The organism is Burkholderia sp. THE68 (assembly GCF_009938265.1).
In the GTDB taxonomy this organism is placed as follows: Bacteria; Pseudomonadota; Gammaproteobacteria; order Burkholderiales; family Burkholderiaceae; genus Caballeronia.
On the sequence record NZ_AP022315.1, the window covers coordinates 650,626 to 668,192 of the forward strand.

Consider the following 17,567-nt stretch of genomic DNA (forward strand, 5'->3'; position numbering starts at 1 on the left):
CGCGTGAGAACGATGAAGGATAGTGAACCGGCATGACGGACCCGACCAGGCAAAGAGACGCTGAAGCACCACCGCCCGACGAAGGCGGCGGCGCGAACGAGACGCCGCCGCGCAAGAGCGGCTGGCGGCGTCTCGCGCGCTGGCTCGGCGCGCTCGTGCTGGTCGTCGTGCTGATCGTCGCGCTGGTTGTCGGCGGCGTGTTCTACGTGCTGACGACCGAGCGCGGCACGCGCTACGCGTGGGATGCGGCCACGTCGCTCCTCAAAGGGCAACTGACCGGCAAGCTCGACGGCGGCGCGATCGCGACCGGCCTGCAACTTCGCGACGTGCACTGGAAGGACGGCAAGGGCACGGACATCGCGGTCGACAGCGTGTCGGGCCGCTGGGCGCTCACGCGCGAACCGTTGCGCTTCACGATCGACTATCTGCATGTCGGGACCGTCGATGCGCGCATCGCGCCGTCGAACGAGCCGAGCAAGAAGACCGAATTGCCGAAGGATCTGCGCCTGCCGATTCAACTCGCGATCAACGATCTCTCCGTCGAGAAGCTGCGCGTGCATCAGGGCACGACGACCACCGAATTCTCGCGCCTGCTCTTCAATGGCCGCAGCGACGGCCAGCATCACCAGGCGACGGTCCAGCGCCTCGATACGCCGTTCGGCGCGGTGACGGCGTCGCTGAAGCTGGACGGCGGCGCGCGTCCGTTCCCGCTGTCCGGCGACGCGGGCTATGCCGGCAAGGTCAACGGCGAAGCGGTGAATGTGAGCGCACGGTTGTCCGGTTCGCTGGAAGACCTCGTCGCGGACGTCGATGCGAGCGGCATGAAGCTCAAGGGCGAGGCTCACGTCGAGGCGCTGCCGTTCGCCGACGTGCCGCTCAAATCCGCGCTCGTCACCTTCGATCACGTGAATCCGCAGGCATTCAGCCCGAGCGCGCCCGAGGCCGATCTCGCCGTGCGCGCCGAGGTCAAGCCCGTCGAGGGCGCGGACCCGAAGGCGTTCGTGGTGAGCGGGCCGGTATCGATCGTCAACGCGAAGCCCGGTTCAATCGACAAGAAGCTGCTGCCGCTCATCGACGCACGCGCGAACGTGCGGCTCGACGCATCCGAGCAAAGCATCACCGACCTCAACGTGCGGCTTCTGAAGAACGCGACGGTGACGGGCGGCGGCACGCTCGCGGGCGCAAAGGGCAAGTTCGACCTGAAAGTCGCGAAGCTCGACCTGAACGCGATCGAGCCGACGCTGCGCCCGACGGATTTCGCCGGGCCGATCGGCATCGTGCTGGATGGCGACACGCAGCGCATCACCGCCGATCTGAACGATCCGAAAGCGGCGATCCGCGCGCAGGCCAAGGTCAAACTCGATCCGAAGCAGACCACGCTCGACGACGTGAAGCTGACGGTCGGCAAAGGTCGTGTCGAGCTGAACGGCGCGCTGAAGAAGGACGCCAACTCCAGCTACGAGCTGAAAGCGAAGATCGTCGACTTCAATCCGCTGCTGCTGCAACAGCAGTTGATCGCGCAGAAGCCCGCGCCGGTGAAGAAGGGCGCGGCGAAGAAGCCTGCCGCGACGGCGCGTGTCGTCGAAGCGCGCGTGAACGGCACGCTGGCCGCATCGGGCCAGCTCGCGCCGACGCTCACGACCAAAGCGACCTTCAAGCTAACCGACAGCATGTACGACAACCTGCCGCTGACGGGCGAGGGCACCGTGCAGGTCGCCGGCACGCGTCTTTTGCCGAGCAAGGCGGCGTTGTCGGTGGCGGGCAACAACGTCGATCTGAACGGCAGCTTCGGCGCGCCCGGCGATCGCCTGCGCTTCAAGGTCGACGCGCCCGCGCTCGAACGGCTCGGCTTCGGCATCACGGGCACCGTCAAGGCGGACGGCGATCTGACCGGCTCGATCGCGCACCCGAACATCGCGGCGAACTATCAGGCCGATGGCGTCGTGTTCGGCGCGAACCGTCTGGGCCACGCGGAAGGCCGCGCGGATATCCGCGACGGCGCGAACGGCGCGCTCGTCTTCACGTTGAAGGCGCGCGATGCGAGCACGGAAGGCATCGAAGTCGCGAACCTCGATGCGAATCTGAACGGCACGCGCGCGCATCACACGCTCGATCTCACCGCGACCGGCAAGGTGCGCGGCCAGCCGGTGAATGTTGCGCTCGGCGCGAACGGCAAGTTCACCGATGCGCCCGACGGCCCGCACTGGGACGGCGCGATCACCAGGCTCTCGAACAAGGGCGTGCCGTCGCTGAACCTCGAATCGCCTCTGACGGTGAGTTACGGACCGCAGCGTCTCGTGCTCGGCGCGACGCGGCTCGCCGCGGAAGGCGCGGTGCTGAACCTGAAATCGTTCGCGATGGAAAACGGCCGCCTGCAATCGGCGGGAACGCTCACGAACCTGTCTGTGCCGCATCTGCTGGAGGTGCGTCAGGAACTGACGGGCGCGGAGCCGCCGATCCGCACGGACCTCGTCTTCGACGGCGACTGGAACTTCACGCTCGGCGCGAGCGCGACGGGCTACGCGCAGCTCAAGCGCCGCGCCGGCGACGTGACGATCGACGGCACGCGCGGGCTGGCCGCGCTCGGCATCACGGATATCGCGGCGCGCGCGGATTTCAGCGGCGGCAATCGCCTGAACGCGTCGCTGCATGCGCAGGCGAGCCGCATCGGCGTGATCGATGCAAACGTGCACACGCCGCTCGTCAATCGCGACGGCATGCTCACGCTCGACGACAACGCGCCGCTCACCGGCGGCATCGACGCGAACATTCCCGAACTGCGCACGACGGGCGGACTGCTCGGCGCGAACTATCTGCTCGGCGGCAAGATCGCGCTCAAGCTCGTGATCGCGGGCATCGTCGCGAAGCCGAATCTGTCGGGGTCGCTGACGGGCGACAACATCTCCGCGACGGTCGTCGATCAGGGCGTGCAACTGAAGGACGGCGTGATTCGCATCGCGCTGTCGGAGAATCTCGTCGATCTTCAGCGCGTGGAATTCCACGGCGCGAGCGGCACGCTGCGCGCGACCGGCAAGGTGCGGCTCGACCAGCAGCAGCCCGATCTGACCGCGAGCATCATCGCGGACAAGCTGGAGCTGTTCGCATCACCGGACCGCGAGCTGATGCTGTCGGGCAGCGCGACCATCGCCAACGCGGGACTGCAGGGCGGCATGGCGATCGATGGCAAGTTCACTGTCGATCACGCGCTCTTCGATCTGCCGGAATCGTCGGCGCCTTCTCTCGGCGACGATGTCGTGATCGAGCGTCCCGACGGCACGATCAAGGGCGAGAACCAGAAGATCACGGCGGCGACCGAGAAGCCGGTCGGGCCGTTCACGCCGCGCGCGAACATCGACATCAACCTCGGTCAGCGCTTCCGCTTCAAGGGCGCGGGCGCGGATCTCGGCCTCGCTGGCACCATCACGGCGATGAGCGCGCCGAACATGCCGTTGCGCGCGGTCGGCAACGTGCGCGTGACGACGCCGGGTTCGTCGTACACCGCGTTCGGGCGCAAGCTGAACATCGAGAATGGGTTCTTCACGTTCAATGGGCCGGTGGCGAATCCGGGCCTCAATATTCTGGCGATGCGGCGCAATCAGGAAGTCGAGGCGGGCGTGCAGGTGACTGGCACGGTGCAGGCACCGGTCGCGAGGCTGATCTCCGAGCCGAGCGTGCCCGATAACGAAAAGCTCTCGTGGCTGCTGTTCGGCCACGGCACGGATCAGGGCAACAACGTCGGCCAGCAGAGCGCGATGACGAGCGCGCTCGCGCTGCTCGGCAGCCGGGGCGGGGCGAAGATCGCGCAGACGGTCGGGCTGGACGAGTTCAGCGTCGGTTCGAGCGAAGTGGGCCTGACCGACCCGCAGGTCGTGCTGCTTTCGAAGGCGATTAATGAACGGCTCGTGATCGGCTATGAGCAGGGGCTGCAATCGGCGAGCAACGCGGTCAAGGCGACGCTGAATCTGTCGCGGGCCTGGGCATTGACGGTGTACGGCGGGACGTATCAGGGCGTCGATCTGTCGTACACGCGAAGGTTCAATTCGTGGGCGAGGTTGTGGTCGTCGTCTTCGTCGTCATCGGCCTTGCGGGCGTCGGCGGCGGATTCGGCGTCGGCGGCGTCGGATGCATCCGCGGGTACCGACTCGTCGGATTGACCACATCCGCGTTCACCTGTCGCCGAGAGTCGTGCGCGCCGCCGCGTGTGGCAAAAAGAAAAGGCTCATCCGTGGATGAGCCTTCTGCGCAAGACGCGCGCTGAGCGCGCTCGTGCGTGTCTTATTTCACGCGCATGCCCGGCTTCGCGCCGCTGTGCGGTTCGAGGATATAAAGCCCCGGCTCGGCTTTCTCGTCGGCGGCGGAGGCCGCAAGCACCATCCCTTCCGACAACCCGAACTTCATCTTGCGCGGCGCGAGGTTTACGACCATCACCGTGAGCTTGCCGATCAGATCCTGCGGCTGATACGCCGACTTGATGCCCGAGAACACGTTGCGCGTCTTCTCCTCGCCGACGTCGAGCGTGAGTTGCAGCAGCTTGTCGGAGCCTTCGACCGCCTTGCAATCGACGATCTTCGCGATGCGCAGATCGACCTTCGCGAAGTCGTCGATGGAGATGACGCCTGCGTCTTCCTGCTTCTTCGCGACGGTTTTGGCGGGCGCGACGGCGGCCGTTTCTGCGGCCGGCGCGAGCGATTCGCGATTCGCGGCCAGCAGCGCCTCGATCTGCTTCGGATCGACGCGCGTGGTCAGATGCTTGTACGCGTTGACCGCATTCGCCGACGACAGCGGCTTCGCGGCATCGGCCCAGACGAGCGGCGCGATGCCGAGGAACGATTCCACCGCTTCGATGAGCTTCGGCATCACCGGCTTCAGCGCGAGCGAAAGCAGGCGGAACGCTTCGAGACTCACGCTGCACGTTTCATGCAGCGCGACGCCGTTCGCCGGGTCCTTCGCCTGTTCCCATGGCTTCGCCGTATCGACGTAGGCGTTGACGGCGTCGGCGAGTTCCATCGTCGTGCGCAGCGCGCGGCCGTATTCGCGCGACTCGTAGAAGCCGGCGATCTGCGGAATCGCGGCGCGCAACTGGCCGATCAGCGGATGATTCATCGCGCTGTCCTGCACGCGGCCGTCGAAGCGCTTGATGAGAAAGCCCGCCGCGCGGCTCGCGATATTCACGTACTTGCCGACCAGATCGCTGTTCACGCGCGCCTGGAAGTCGTCGAGGCTCAGGTCGATGTCTTCCATCGTGCTGTTGAGCTTCGCCGCGAAGTAGTAGCGCAGCCACTCGGGATTGAGGCCCGTGTCGATCACGCTCTGCGCGGTGATGAAAGTGCCGCGCGACTTCGACATCTTCGCGCCGTCGACGGTGAGGAAGCCGTGCGCGAACACGTTGGTCGGCGTGCGATGGCCGGAGAATTCGAGCATCGCCGGCCAGAACAGCGTGTGGAAATACAGGATGTCCTTGCCGATGAAGTGATACTGCTCGGTCTTCGAGCCGGGCTTCACGAAGGCATCGAAGTCCACGCCGACGCGGTCCGCGAGGTTCTTGAAGCTCGCGTAGTAGCCGACCGGCGCATCGACCCATACGTAGAAGTATTTGCCCGGCGCGCCGGGAATCTCGAAGCCGAAGTACGGCGAGTCGCGCGAGATATCCCAGTCGGCGAGCTTCGCTTCGCCCTTGTCGCCGAGCCACTCGCGCATCTTGTTGGTGGCTTCGGGCTGCGCGAGGCCGCTCACCCAGCCGCGCAGGAATTCCTCGCAACGCGGATCGGAAAGCTTGAAGAAGTAGTGCGTCGATGTCTTGCGGATGGGCGTCGCGCCTGACACGACCGAATACGGATTGATGAGCTCGGTCGGCTGATAGGTCGAGCCGCAGACTTCGCAGTTGTCGCCGTATTGATCCTTCGCGCCGCATTTCGGGCACTGGCCCTTGATGAAGCGGTCCGGCAGGAACATTTCCTTGACCGGATCGTAGGCCTGCTCGATGTCGCGTGCCTCGATCAGGCCCGCTTGCTGAAGTGCGCCGTAGATCGTGTTGCACAGGGCGCGGTTTTCCTCGGCATCGGTCGAGTAGTAGTTGTCGAACGAGATGCCGAAGCTGTCGAAGTCGCGCTTGTGCTCTTTCCACACGCGCTCGATCAGCTGTTTCGGCGTGATGCCTTCCTTTTCGGCGCGCAGCATGATCGGCGTGCCGTGGGTGTCGTCCGCGCCGACGTAGTAGACCTCGTGGCCATGCATTCGCAGCGCCCGAACCCAGATATCCGTCTGAATGTACTCGACCATATGGCCGATGTGAATCTGACCGTTCGCATACGGCAACGCGGACGTGACGAGGATCTGGCGGCGGCCGCTTTCGCTGGCGGAGGCGGCAGGCGCGGCGGTGGCAGTGGCTGAAATCGGTGCTGACATAAAGGCGCGGCCCGTGTGGGAGTGCTTGGGGTTGGGGAAAAAGCGGATTTTGATTTTAGCAGGGCGGGGGAGTGGGGCGCGCGGGGCTGAGATGGGGGGCGGGATTCGAGACGTATTTGGCTGCTTGGGTGCAACTACGAAATACAACAAAAAAGTTGCATTTATCGCTTAGCAGAGGATAACATTCGTGTTGTATGTTTGTGCCCTCGACACTCGCGGAGGGCACATGAAATACAGTGAGTTCAGGAAGTGGTTGCGCAAGCAGGGCGGGATTTTTACTCCTGCGAAAGGCAGCCATTTTCGCGTGACACTCAACGGCAAGGCCACCATCTTTCCTGATCACGGCAGCAAGGAGATCGGAACGAATCTGGTGGTGCGAATCAAGAAACAGCTTGGGCTGAAATAAGCGAGGGACCAATGTTCTTTGGAGAACACACTGTCATGCTGTCCTATCCAGTGAATCTGGAACTCGACACAAACAACACTTTTCTGGTCACGTTTCCCGACATACCGGAAGCATTTTCCGTAGGCGATGATGAAGGTGAGGCGCTAATCAACGGACTCGACGCACTGGAAAGCGCTATCGAAATTTACTTCGACGAAAAACGCGAAGTGCCTATGCCGTCGAAACCGAAGAAAGGTCAACCGGTCGTCACTTTGCCCGCGCTCGTCGTTACAAAGGTGCTGCTTCAGAACGAAATGCTTCGTCAGGGCGTGCGCAAGTCCGAACTCGCGCGGCGACTCAACGTTCACATGCCGCAAGTCGACCGCCTGCTCGACCCGCGACATTCGTCGAAACTCGAAGCGATCGAAGCCGCGTTTCTGTCTCTGGGCAAGCGCCTGAAAATTTCGTTGGCGTGAGGCAGAGCGGCGCCCTGGAAAAAAATCACGCGCACAAAAAAAACCGGGGTCCAATCGGGCCCCGGAGCAACAACGACAAGAGGAGAATGGCAGGTGATGGCCTCGCCACCCACCTACCGTAGAGAAAGACCCGCGCCGCGCGCTCAAGTTTCAAATTTTTTTCAACCTGATGCACTTACCCGCCGGACCGCTCTCGCCACCACACTCGCAGTGGCGATTTCCCCTTTTAAATCAACAGTTTTACTGCACCTGACCCGGCTGCGCCGTGGCACGCAGATAGATTTCCACGCGACGATTCTGCGCGCGGCCCGCTTCCGTCGAGTTGTCGGCGATCGGCTGGTTCTGGCCCATGCCCGAAGCCGACAGGCGCTGCGCCGGGACGCCGTGCGTCGCGACGTACGACGCCACGCTCTGTGCGCGGTTCTGCGACAGCGTCTGGTTGTACGCCGGCTGACCCGTGTTGTCCGTATGGCCGACGACGCTCGCCACCAGCTCCGGATGCTGCTGCATCGTCTGCGTGACGGAATTGAGCACCGGATCGAACGACGGCTTGATGGCGTAGCTGTTCGTGTCGAACGAAATCGAATTGGGGATGTTCACCTTCAGCGAGCCGTCCTGCTGCTCGGTCACTTGCGTGCCCGTGCCCTTCGAATCGCCGGAAATCTTGTTCTTGATCGACTGCCAGTTGTAGCCGGTGATGCCGCCGACCGCCGCGCCCGTGGCCGCGCCGATCGCCGCGCCCTTGCCGCCGCCGAAGATGGCGCCGATGCCCGCGCCGGTTGCGGCTCCAACCCCGGTGCCGACTGCGGTGTTGGTGCCTTGCTGCGAAGCGCAGCCGGCGACGAGCGCGCCTGCCACGGCAAACACGGACAGACGGGTGAAGAATTTAGTGTTCATCTTCGATCTCCTTAAAAACGACGAGCGATTCGGCGAGATGTGCCGACAGTGCGAAAGGGTCTTCGGACGAGCCTCCTGACGACCCTCTACAATAATGAGAAAGGCGTCGGGTTGCCCGATGCGATGCGTCCCCGGAAAGATTTGCAGCAGGATAGTGCAGTGCGCCAGAGCCTGTGCGCAATCGCGCTAACATTTCCTTTCAATTTCCTCAGTTTGTTGCAATCGCCGAGGGCGAAGAGCAACAACCGTTCCATGGAGTCTCGATGAGTATTGACCGCGCGAAGATCGACATCGCACTCGCCACACTGACCGATCCGAACACCAACCGCAAGTTCGTCGATACCAAAAGCATCCGCAACGTGGCCGTCGACGGCGCGAACGTCGCGGTGAGCGTCGTGCTCGGTTATCCCGCGAAAACCCAGTTTGCCGCGATCCGCGAGCAGGTCGCGGGCGCGCTGCGCGAGGTTGACGGCGTCGCGAACGTGACCGTCGACGTTTCGTCGCAAGTCGTCGCGCACGCGGTGCAGCGCGGCGTGAAGCTGCTGCCGAACGTCAAGAACATCATCGCGGTGGCATCGGGCAAGGGCGGCGTCGGCAAGAGCACGACCGCCGCGAATCTCGCGCTCGCGCTCGCGGCCGAGGGCGCTTCGGTGGGCATGCTCGACGCCGACATCTACGGCCCCTCGCTGCCGATGATGCTCGGCATCACGGGTCGCCCCGAATCGCCCGACAACCAGACGATGAACCCGCTCGAAGGCCATGGCATCCAGGCGAATTCGATCGGCTTTCTGATCGAGCAGGACAACCCGATGGTCTGGCGCGGCCCGATGGTCACCTCTGCGCTCGAACAACTGCTGCGTCAGACCAACTGGAAGGATCTCGATTACCTCGTCGTCGACATGCCGCCGGGCACCGGCGACATCCAGCTCACGCTGTCACAGAAAGTGCCGGTGACCGGCGCGGTGATCGTCACGACGCCGCAGGACATCGCGCTGCTGGACGCGAAGAAGGGCTTGAAGATGTTTGAAAAGGTCGGCATTCCGATTCTCGGCATCGTCGAGAACATGAGCACGCACATCTGCTCGAACTGCGGCCACGAGGAGCACATCTTCGGCGCGGGCGGCGGCGAGCGCATGGCGAAGGAATACGGCGTCGAGATTCTTGGGTCTTTGCCGCTCGACATCTCCATTCGCGAGCGCACGGACGCCGGCCAGCCGAGTGTCGTGTCGCAGCCGGACAGCCGCATCGCCGAGACCTATCGCGCGATTGCGCGCCGCGTCGCGATCTCGGTCGCCGAGCGTCAGCGTGACATGACCTCGAAGTTTCCGAGCATCGTCGTGCAGAACACCTGATTTCGAGCGAACGATCGAATCTCCGCGAGCCTTGTGCAATGCGGCTCGCGGTATCATGTCGCCTTCGATGCGCGGCAGCGTGGACGCACTGGGCGTCGGCGGGCCGCCGAGAGGATCGCATGAGAGACAGATTCGACGGGAGGGCGCTGCACGCCTTGATCGCGATGGCCGCTTGCAGCGTCATGCTGAGCGGTTGCGGCCTCATCTTCCAGAATCACGAGAAGCGCGCGGACGCGGTGCTCAAGCCCACGCCGGGCAACGCCACACGCGGCAACGTCACGCTGATCGAGCGCTCGGACGGCGTGCAGGTTTCGTACAGCTTCACCGACATGCCGCCGAACAGCGACCACGCGCTGACCGTGCACGAGCGCGGCGACTGCATCGCGGTGAACGATCAGGACACGAGTCCGGTGTTCGCGCTGCCCGCCGAGCGCAGAAAGCCGTCGTCGCGGCTCGAAGGCGAACTCGGCAATATCCACGCGGACGCGACTGGCGCGGCGACCGGCTTCATCGTCGCGACGGACGTCTCGCTCGACGGCGTGCGCTCGGTCATCTCGCGCGCGATCATGCTGCACCGCGAAGCGCTCGACCCTTACGCGAGCGCGCCGCACAATGTGGGCCCGTCGCTCGCCTGCGGCGTGATTCGCCGCTAAAGGCCGCGCCCGTTTGCGCCGCGCCCGACGTCGCGGCCCGATCGCGTAAAATACGCGCTTTCGCGTTCACCGTTGAGTAGCATCCCCTATGAGCATCAAGTCCGACAAGTGGATTCGCCGCATGGCCGAAGAGCACCGAATGATCGAGCCGTTCGTGCGCGATCAGGTGCGCGTGACCGAGGATGGCCGCAAGATCGTGAGTTACGGCACGTCGAGCTACGGCTACGACATTCGCGTCGCCGACGAATTCAAGATCTTCACGAACATCAATTCCACGATCGTCGATCCGAAGAATTTCGACGAAAAATCGTTTGTCGACTTCAAGGGCGATGTCTGCATCATTCCGCCGAATTCCTTCGCGCTCGCACGCACGGTCGAGTATTTCCGCATTCCGCGCTCGTGCCTGACGGTGTGTCTGGGCAAATCGACCTATGCGCGTTGCGGGATCATCGTCAACGTCACGCCGTTCGAGCCGGAATGGGAAGGTTACGTGACGCTCGAATTCTCGAATACGACACCTTTGCCTGCCAAAATCTACGCAAACGAGGGCGTCGCCCAGGTTCTGTTCTTCGAAAGCGATGAAATGTGCGAGACCTCGTACGCCGATCGCGGCGGGAAGTATCAAGGACAGCACGGCGTGACGCTGCCGAAAACCTGACGTCCGTTGCGCTTTAAGAAACGCACATAGCAAACGCTTGTCGAAAGACCGCTGGCCTCGGGATTGCATCCCAGGCGGCGGTCGTTTCCATTTGGAGAATCGCCTCATGAAGTTTCGCTTCCCCGTCGTCATCATCGACGAAGATTTTCGCTCCGAGAACATCTCGGGTTCCGGCATCCGGGCGCTTGCCGAGGCGATCGAGAAAGAAGGCGCCGAAGTGCTCGGCCTCACGAGCTACGGCGATCTCGCCGCGTTCGCGCAGCAGTCGAGCCGCGCGTCGTGCTTCATCCTTTCGATCGATGACGACGAGCTGCTGCCTTACGCCGATAACGTCGTCGTCGAAGGCGACACGCCGGAGCTGGCATCGGCGATCGTCGCGCTGCGCGCGTTCATCAACGCCGTGCGCCGCCGCAACGCCGACATCCCCATCTTCCTGTACGGCGAAACGCGCACCTCGCGCCATCTGCCGAACGACATCCTGCGCGAGCTGCATGGCTTCATCCACATGTTCGAGGACACGCCCGAGTTCGTCGCACGGCACGTGATCCGTGAAGCGAAGGTGTATCTCGATTCGCTCGCGCCGCCGTTCTTCAAGGAACTGGTGCAATACGCGGAAGAAGGCTCGTATTCGTGGCATTGCCCGGGGCACTCGGGCGGCGTCGCGTTCCTGAAGAATCCGCTCGGGCAGATGTTCCATCAGTTCTTCGGCGAGAACATGCTGCGCGCGGACGTGTGCAACGCCGTCGACGAACTCGGCCAGCTGCTCGATCACACGGGCCCGGTCGCGGCGTCGGAGCGCAACGCTGCGCGTATCTTCAGCGCGGACCATCTGTTCTTCGTGACCAACGGCACGTCGACGTCCAACAAGATCGTGTGGCACGCGACCGTGGCGCCGGGCGATATCGTTCTGGTCGACCGCAACTGCCACAAGTCGATCCTGCACGCGATCACGATGACCGGCGCGATTCCCGTGTTCCTCACGCCGACGCGCAATCACTTCGGCATCATCGGGCCGATTCCGCGTGACGAGTTCAAGCCCGAGAACATCCGCAGGAAGATCGAGGCGAATCCGTTCGCGCGCGAGGCGCTCGCGAAGAACCCGAAGATCAAGCCGCGCATCCTGACGATCACGCAGAGCACGTACGACGGCGTGATCTACAACGTCGAGATGATCAAGGACCTGCTCGGCGATCTGCTCGACACGCTTCACTTCGACGAAGCCTGGCTGCCGCACGCCGAGTTCCACTCGTTCTATCAGGACATGCACGCGATCGGCGCGGGCCGGCCGCGCACGGGCGCGCTCGTGTTCGCGACGCACTCCACGCACAAGCTGCTCGCGGGCATTTCGCAGGCGTCGCAGATTCTCGTGCAGGACAGCGAGAACAGCACGTTCGACCGCCATCGCTTCAACGAGGCGTATCTGATGCATACGTCGACGTCGCCGCAATACGCGATCATCGCGTCGTGCGACGTGGCCGCCGCGATGATGGAAGCGCCGGGCGGCACGGCGCTCGTCGAGGAATCGATCGCCGAGGCGCTCGATTTCCGCCGCGCGATGCGCAAGGTCGATGCCGAATATGGCGACGACTGGTTCTTCAAGGTCTGGGGCCCGGACGCACTGGCGGAAGAGGGCATCGGCGACCGCGAGGACTGGATGCTGAAGCCCAACGACCGCTGGCACGGCTTCGGCGCGCTCGCGGAAAACTTCAACATGCTCGATCCGATCAAGGCGACGATCATCACGCCGGGACTCGACGTGGACGGCGAATTCGGCGAGACCGGCATTCCGGCCGCGATCGTGACGAAGTATCTGGCGGAGCACGGCATCATCGTGGAGAAGACCGGGCTTTACTCGTTCTTCATCATGTTCACGATCGGCATCACGAAGGGCCGCTGGAACTCGATGGTCACCGAACTCCAGCAGTTCAAGGACGACTACGACAACAACCAGCCGCTGTGGCGCGTGCTGCCCGAGTTCGTCGCGCAGCATCCGTCGTATGAGCGCATCGGCCTGCGCGATCTGTGCGAGCAGATCCACAGCGTCTATCGCGCGAACAACATCGCGCGTCTGACGACCGAGATGTATCTGTCGAGCATGGAGCCGGCGATGAAACCGTCCGAGGCGTTCGCCAAGCTCGCGCACCGTGAGATCGATCGCGTACCGATCGACGAACTCGAAGGCCGCGTCACGTCGATTCTGCTCACGCCGTATCCGCCGGGCATTCCGTTGCTGATTCCGGGCGAGCGCTTCAATCGCACGATCGTCGATTACCTGCGCTTCGCGCGCGAGTTCAACGAGCGCTTCCCGGGCTTCCATACGGATATCCACGGGCTCGTCGGCGAGATGATCAACGGGCGCATCGAATATTTTGTCGATTGCGTGCGCGCCTGAGGTTCGTCTGATCCGCTGCTGTAAAAAAACAAACGGCCCTTTCAAAGGGCCGTTTGTCGTTTCAGGCGCTACCGGTCGTTCAGATCAGGCCTTCCGCTTTCATCGCTGCTTGCACGCCGGCACGGCCGCCGACACGCTCCTGATACGCGACGAGCGCGGGCCACTTGCCGAGATCGAGATCGATGTGCTTCGCCCAGCCGAGGACGGTGAAGAGGTAGGCATCGCCGATGCCGAATTCGTTGCCGAGCAGGAACTGCTTGTCGTCGACCTGTTGCGCGACATAGGTGAGACGGCGTTCGAGGTTGGCCATCGCGGCGGCTTTCCAGTCGCTGCTGGCGGCCGGATTGAAGAACGGCGAGAAATTCTTGTGCAGTTCGGTGCCGATGAACGTGAGCCAGCCTTGCAGGCGATAGCGCGCCATGGCGTCGTTGAGCGGCGCGAGGTGCTTCGCCGGAACCTGATCCGCGATGTATTGCATGATCGCGGGGCCTTCGGTGAGCAGTTCGCCGTTGTCGAGCAGCAGGGCGGGCACGTAGCCCTTCGCGTTGATCTTGGTGAAATCCGCGCCGCTCGCGGTGAGCTTGGTCTTGAGATCGACGGCTTCGGTTTCGTAAGGCAGCCCCGATTCTTCGAGGACGATGTGTGATGCGAGGGAACAGGCGCCTGCTTTGTAGAACAGTTTCAAAACGATTTCTCCGGGATGAACCGGCACGATTATGAATGAACGCGCAGGATCACAGGAAGCGCCGTTCGTGAAATTGTGCATGTCTCGCGGCGAAAGTAACGCTGAGCGGCACGCGCTATTGGCGAATCAAGTGAAATTGCCCAGGTTAAGATTTTTCTTGTTTTACAGTTAAGAATACTAACCAAGAGTGGAGTGAGTAGCGCGCGGCCCGTCCAATCTCACTAATCGATCACGAACTTCCGCTGCATCGTCGGGCCGCCCGCCGACGGCATCGCAAATTCGGAATCGGCGGCCATATCATGCAGCGCAGTCTCGATGGCTTCACATATCGCGTTCAACGCGAGATCGTTTTCTTCCATCCCGAACGGATCTTCGATCTGCGCGGCGATTGCTTCTAGCGCCATGAACGCGTACGCCACGAGCAACGCGAAAAGCGGCGTGAGCAAGCCCGCGCCATCGACGAGCCCAAAGGGCAGCAGCGCGCAGAATAAATAAATCGTACGGTGAATCATCACCGAATACGAGAACGGCAGCGGCGTCGTCGCAATGCGCTCGCATCCGCCGATCACTTCGGACAGCGCATTCAGATTGTGCTCGATAGCGAGCACGGCATAGCCGTCGATGACGCCTTCGCGTCTGCGTTGCGCGACCCATTCGCCGAGCCAGAGCAGAATCAGCGCGGGGCGGAACCTGGCGGCGGCCACCCGCGCGTGCAGATCGGGCGGCAGACGCGGCGCGAGATCGGCGAGTGCATCGGTGCCGCGCAACTGATGCCGCAGCGCATGCGCCAGCCCACCGAGCGCGGCCAGAAAACGCCGCGACTCAGCGCGTTCGCGCGGATCAGGCAGCGACAACACCTGCTGGGCAAGCGCGCGCGACGTGTTGAGCAGCGAACCCCACAACTTGCGGCCTTCCCACCAGCGCTCGTAGCTCGCGCTATTGCGAAAGCCGAGAAATACCGCGAGCGCGATGCCGACGAGCGCGAACGGCGGTGTGCCGAGGCCGATCGGATAGGTTCGCATGTGGTCGTGCATGAAGATCGCCGCGACGGACAGCGCGAAGATCAGCCCGAGGCGCGGCAGCAGTTGCGGCAGCACGGAGCCATGCCACACGAACAGCAGCCGGAACCAGTTGAGCTTGGGGCGGATGATCATGACCGGCCGTTTCGATGAGCGCGAGTGACTAACACTCGATTATCTCGAAAATGTCGCGCCTCGCGCAGAGACATGTCGCCGCGTCGGGCAACAAAAAAGGCCGTCCTTGCGAACGGCCTTCAATGTCACGAAGGAAAACGCCTCTGCGCAGCGGTCAAAGCGCCGCGCGCGCCGCTTTCGCCGCCGCGCGGACCTGATCCGGCGCGGTGCCGCCTGGATGATTGCGGCTCGCAACCGAGCCTTCGAGCGTCAGATACTCGAACACGTCCTCGCCGATCAGATGCGCGACGTTCGGCAATTCGCGACGCATCTCTTCGAGCGACAAATCCGCGATGTCGCATTCGCGATCCACGCAGATCCGCACCGCATGCGCGACGGCTTCGTGTGCATCGCGGAAGGGCAGGCCGCGCTTCACGAGGTAATCCGCGAGATCGGTCGCGGTCGAGAAGCCTTGCAGCGCCGCCGCGCGCAGCGCTTCCGGCTTGACGGTGATGCCCGCCGCCATTTCCGCGAAGATGCGCAGCGTGTCCGCGACCGTATCGACGGTATCGAACAGCGGTTCCTTGTCTTCCTGATTGTCCTTGTTGTACGCGAGCGGCTGGCCTTTCATCAGCGTGAGCAGCGCCATGAGATGGCCGTTCACGCGGCCGGTCTTGCCGCGCGCGAGTTCGGGCACGTCGGGATTCTTCTTCTGCGGCATGATCGACGAACCCGTGCAGAAGCGGTCCGCCAGATCGATGAAACCGACGCGCGGGCTCATCCACAGCACGAGTTCTTCGGAGAAGCGCGAGACGTGCGTCATGACGAGCGCGGCCGCCGCGGTGAATTCGATCGCGAAATCGCGGTCGGAGACCGCATCGAGCGAATTCGCGCAGATACCGTCGAAGCCGAGCGTGGCCGCCACGGCGTGACGGTCGATCGGATAGCTCGTGCCCGCGAGCGCCGCCGCGCCCAGCGGCAGACGGTTCACGCGCTTACGCAGATCGCGCATGCGTTCGGCGTCTCGCGCGAACATTTCGACATACGCGAGCAGGTGATGGCCGAACGTCACCGGCTGCGCCACTTGCAAATGCGTGAAGCCGGGCATGATGGTGTCGGCGTGCTTTTCGGCCATGTCGATGAGCGCGAGACGCAAATCCTTCAGCAGATCGCCGATGCGGTCGATCTCGCCGCGCAGCCACAGGCGGATATCGGTCGCGACCTGGTCGTTGCGCGAGCGGCCGGTGTGCAGGCGCTTGCCCGCATCGCCGATCAGGGCCGTCAAACGTGCCTCGATATTCAGATGCACGTCTTCCAGATCCAGCTTCCACTCGAATTCGCCGCGCTCGATTTCGCCCTTGATCTGCGCCATGCCGCGCTCGATGGCGGCGAGGTCGTCCGTGCCGATGATCTTCTGCGCCGCGAGCATCGACGCGTGCGCGAGCGAGCCCTGAATGTCGACGAGCGCGAGCCGATTGTCGAAGAACACCGACGACGTATAGCGTTTGACGAGTTCCGACATCGGCTCGGAGAAGCGAGCCGACCAGGCTTCGCCTTTTTTGTGCAGTTGGGACGTCATGGTGATGTGCAGTGGCGGTTGAGGCGGCTCTACGTCAAGCCGGAAGGTACGATTTTAACAAATGGCGTCAGGCATCCCCGACGAGAATCACCAGCTTCAGATCCTCCCGGTGGGCGGGCTTGAAGGTGATCTGATTGAACACGATGCGCCCGCGCGCCGGATGATTGAACGCGCGCTCGCCGCCTTCGCGCTCGAACACGTCCTGCGAGGCCCAGTAGCGCGCGAACGCATCGCTCGCGGCGCTCAGGCTGTCGATGAGCGCGCGCGTCGGCGCGTCGTTCAGATGGCGGATCGAATCGGCGCGGAATTCGGCGGCGAGACGCCGCGCGCGCGTGTCCCAATCGACGATCAGCGCGCGCGCCGCCGGCGACGTGAACGTGTACGTCAGAAGATTGCGGTCATGTTCGCCATCCAGCCAGCCGACGAACAACGCCGATGCCGGCTCGTTCCAGCGCAGCGCGTTCCATTGACGGTCGAGCACGTAGGCGGGCGCGCCGATCAGCGCGACCGTCTGCAACAGGGCGGCGGGCGCGTCCTGGCTCGCGGGATCGGGCTCGGCGGGATCGCGCTGGGCGGCGAGTTCGAAGAGATACGCGCGTTCGGCGCGCGACAGTTGCAGAGCGACGGCGATGCGCGCGAGCGCATCGGCGGAAGCGGACACCGGGCGGCCCTGCTCGATCCACGTGTACCAGGTCGGGCTAACGCCGCACAGTTGCGCGACTTCCTCGCGGCGCAGCCCCGGCGTGCGGCGGCGCGGGCCCGGCGCCAGGCCGACGGCCTGCGGCGACAACCGCTCGCGATGCGCGCGGATGAATTCGCCGAGCGCGTGGGCGGGCGTTTCGGCGAGTGGTTCGCTCTTGTCGGTGAGGTTCATTCAAGCATCGACGGGTGGTTTATATACCAGGATAGCCGCACAACTTGTACTGGTACAAAGCGGGCTCTATTGTACTGG

The 17,567-nt window shown here is 63.5% G+C and carries 13 protein-coding genes; 7 read left to right on the forward strand and 6 right to left on the reverse strand.

The genetic code is table 11. From position 1 onward, the window contains the following. Positions 1-32 precede the first annotated feature (32 nt). Positions 33-4,154, forward strand: coding sequence for a translocation/assembly module TamB domain-containing protein (locus tag BTHE68_RS03100; protein ID WP_162065095.1), 4,122 nt, complete (start codon positions 33-35; stop codon positions 4,152-4,154). Positions 4,155-4,275: 121 nt separating this feature from the next. Here the strand turns inward: BTHE68_RS03100 and metG are convergent, their stop codons facing one another. Continuing rightward, complete coding sequence (gene metG, locus BTHE68_RS03105; RefSeq protein WP_174257982.1) at positions 4,276-6,405, reverse strand: methionine--tRNA ligase; 2,130 nt, start codon at positions 6,403-6,405, stop codon at positions 4,276-4,278. Positions 6,406-6,631: 226 nt separating this feature from the next. Here metG and BTHE68_RS03110 point away from each other — a divergent pair, with 226 nt between their 5' ends. Then, positions 6,632-6,811, forward strand: a complete 180-nt coding sequence (locus BTHE68_RS03110; protein WP_162065096.1) for a type II toxin-antitoxin system HicA family toxin — start codon at positions 6,632-6,634, stop codon at positions 6,809-6,811. Positions 6,812-6,846: 35 nt separating this feature from the next. Next, positions 6,847-7,266 carry a type II toxin-antitoxin system HicB family antitoxin gene (locus BTHE68_RS03115; RefSeq protein ID WP_162065097.1) on the forward strand — a complete coding sequence of 140 codons (420 nt, stop codon included), beginning with the start codon at positions 6,847-6,849 and terminating at the stop codon, positions 7,264-7,266. A gap of 240 nt (positions 7,267-7,506) precedes the next feature. On the opposite strand, the gene BTHE68_RS03120 is transcribed toward BTHE68_RS03115, so the two are convergent. Next, positions 7,507-8,163: a YiaD family glycine zipper/OmpA-like lipoprotein gene (locus BTHE68_RS03120; RefSeq protein WP_061173047.1), complete on the reverse strand. Its 657-nt coding sequence runs from the start codon at positions 8,161-8,163 to the stop codon at positions 7,507-7,509. Between the two features lie 263 nt (positions 8,164-8,426). Between BTHE68_RS03120 and apbC the strand changes: the two genes are divergently transcribed. The 4 genes from apbC (at position 8,427) to BTHE68_RS03140 (ending at position 13,218) form a co-directional block, all read left to right on the forward strand. Beyond that, entirely contained in the window at positions 8,427-9,515 is a 1,089-nt protein-coding gene (apbC, locus tag BTHE68_RS03125) for an iron-sulfur cluster carrier protein ApbC (protein ID WP_061173113.1), read from the forward strand. Positions 9,516-9,634: 119 nt separating this feature from the next. Beyond that, on the forward strand, positions 9,635-10,168 hold the full coding sequence (locus BTHE68_RS03130; RefSeq protein WP_162065098.1) for a superoxide dismutase family protein: 534 nt from the start codon (positions 9,635-9,637) through the stop codon (positions 10,166-10,168). An 88-nt stretch (positions 10,169-10,256) separates the two neighbouring features. Further along, entirely contained in the window at positions 10,257-10,826 is a 570-nt protein-coding gene (gene dcd, locus BTHE68_RS03135) for a dCTP deaminase (RefSeq protein ID WP_035508313.1), read from the forward strand. Between the two features lie 106 nt (positions 10,827-10,932). Then, the gene (locus BTHE68_RS03140; RefSeq protein ID WP_162065099.1) at positions 10,933-13,218 is read left to right on the forward strand and encodes an arginine/lysine/ornithine decarboxylase; all 2,286 of its coding nucleotides are present in this window, start codon (positions 10,933-10,935) and stop codon (positions 13,216-13,218) included. Between the two features lie 79 nt (positions 13,219-13,297). Here the strand turns inward: BTHE68_RS03140 and gstA are convergent, their stop codons facing one another. The 4 genes from gstA to BTHE68_RS03160 form a co-directional block, all read right to left on the reverse strand. After that, positions 13,298-13,903 carry a glutathione transferase GstA gene (gstA, locus tag BTHE68_RS03145; protein ID WP_162065100.1) on the reverse strand — a complete coding sequence of 202 codons (606 nt, stop codon included), beginning with the start codon at positions 13,901-13,903 and terminating at the stop codon, positions 13,298-13,300. A 221-nt stretch (positions 13,904-14,124) separates the two neighbouring features. Beyond that, positions 14,125-15,057 (reverse strand): bestrophin family protein, encoded by a 933-nt coding sequence (locus BTHE68_RS03150; protein WP_162065101.1) that lies wholly within the window; start codon positions 15,055-15,057, stop codon positions 14,125-14,127. Between the two features lie 154 nt (positions 15,058-15,211). Next, complete coding sequence (argH, locus tag BTHE68_RS03155; protein WP_162065102.1) at positions 15,212-16,615, reverse strand: argininosuccinate lyase; 1,404 nt, start codon at positions 16,613-16,615, stop codon at positions 15,212-15,214. Between the two features lie 67 nt (positions 16,616-16,682). Further along, a complete protein-coding gene (locus BTHE68_RS03160) occupies positions 16,683-17,489 on the reverse strand; it encodes a helix-turn-helix transcriptional regulator (protein ID WP_162065103.1) in 807 nt (268 codons plus the stop codon). Positions 17,490-17,567: the final 78 nt, after the last annotated feature.

Coding starts and splice junctions, on each gene's coding strand:
- BTHE68_RS03100 (WP_162065095.1), top strand. CDS start 33: ATGACGGACCCGACCAGGCAAAGAGACGCTGAAGCACCACCGCCCGAC.
- metG (WP_174257982.1), bottom strand. CDS start 6,405: ATGTCAGCACCGATTTCAGCCACTGCCACCGCCGCGCCTGCCGCCTCC.
- BTHE68_RS03110 (WP_162065096.1), top strand. CDS start 6,632: ATGAAATACAGTGAGTTCAGGAAGTGGTTGCGCAAGCAGGGCGGGATT.
- BTHE68_RS03115 (WP_162065097.1), top strand. CDS start 6,847: ATGCTGTCCTATCCAGTGAATCTGGAACTCGACACAAACAACACTTTT.
- BTHE68_RS03120 (WP_061173047.1), bottom strand. CDS start 8,163: ATGAACACTAAATTCTTCACCCGTCTGTCCGTGTTTGCCGTGGCAGGC.
- apbC (WP_061173113.1), top strand. CDS start 8,427: ATGAGTATTGACCGCGCGAAGATCGACATCGCACTCGCCACACTGACC.
- BTHE68_RS03130 (WP_162065098.1), top strand. CDS start 9,635: ATGAGAGACAGATTCGACGGGAGGGCGCTGCACGCCTTGATCGCGATG.
- dcd (WP_035508313.1), top strand. CDS start 10,257: ATGAGCATCAAGTCCGACAAGTGGATTCGCCGCATGGCCGAAGAGCAC.
- BTHE68_RS03140 (WP_162065099.1), top strand. CDS start 10,933: ATGAAGTTTCGCTTCCCCGTCGTCATCATCGACGAAGATTTTCGCTCC.
- BTHE68_RS03150 (WP_162065101.1), bottom strand. CDS start 15,057: ATGATCATCCGCCCCAAGCTCAACTGGTTCCGGCTGCTGTTCGTGTGG.
- argH (WP_162065102.1), bottom strand. CDS start 16,615: ATGACGTCCCAACTGCACAAAAAAGGCGAAGCCTGGTCGGCTCGCTTC.
- BTHE68_RS03160 (WP_162065103.1), bottom strand. CDS start 17,489: ATGAACCTCACCGACAAGAGCGAACCACTCGCCGAAACGCCCGCCCAC.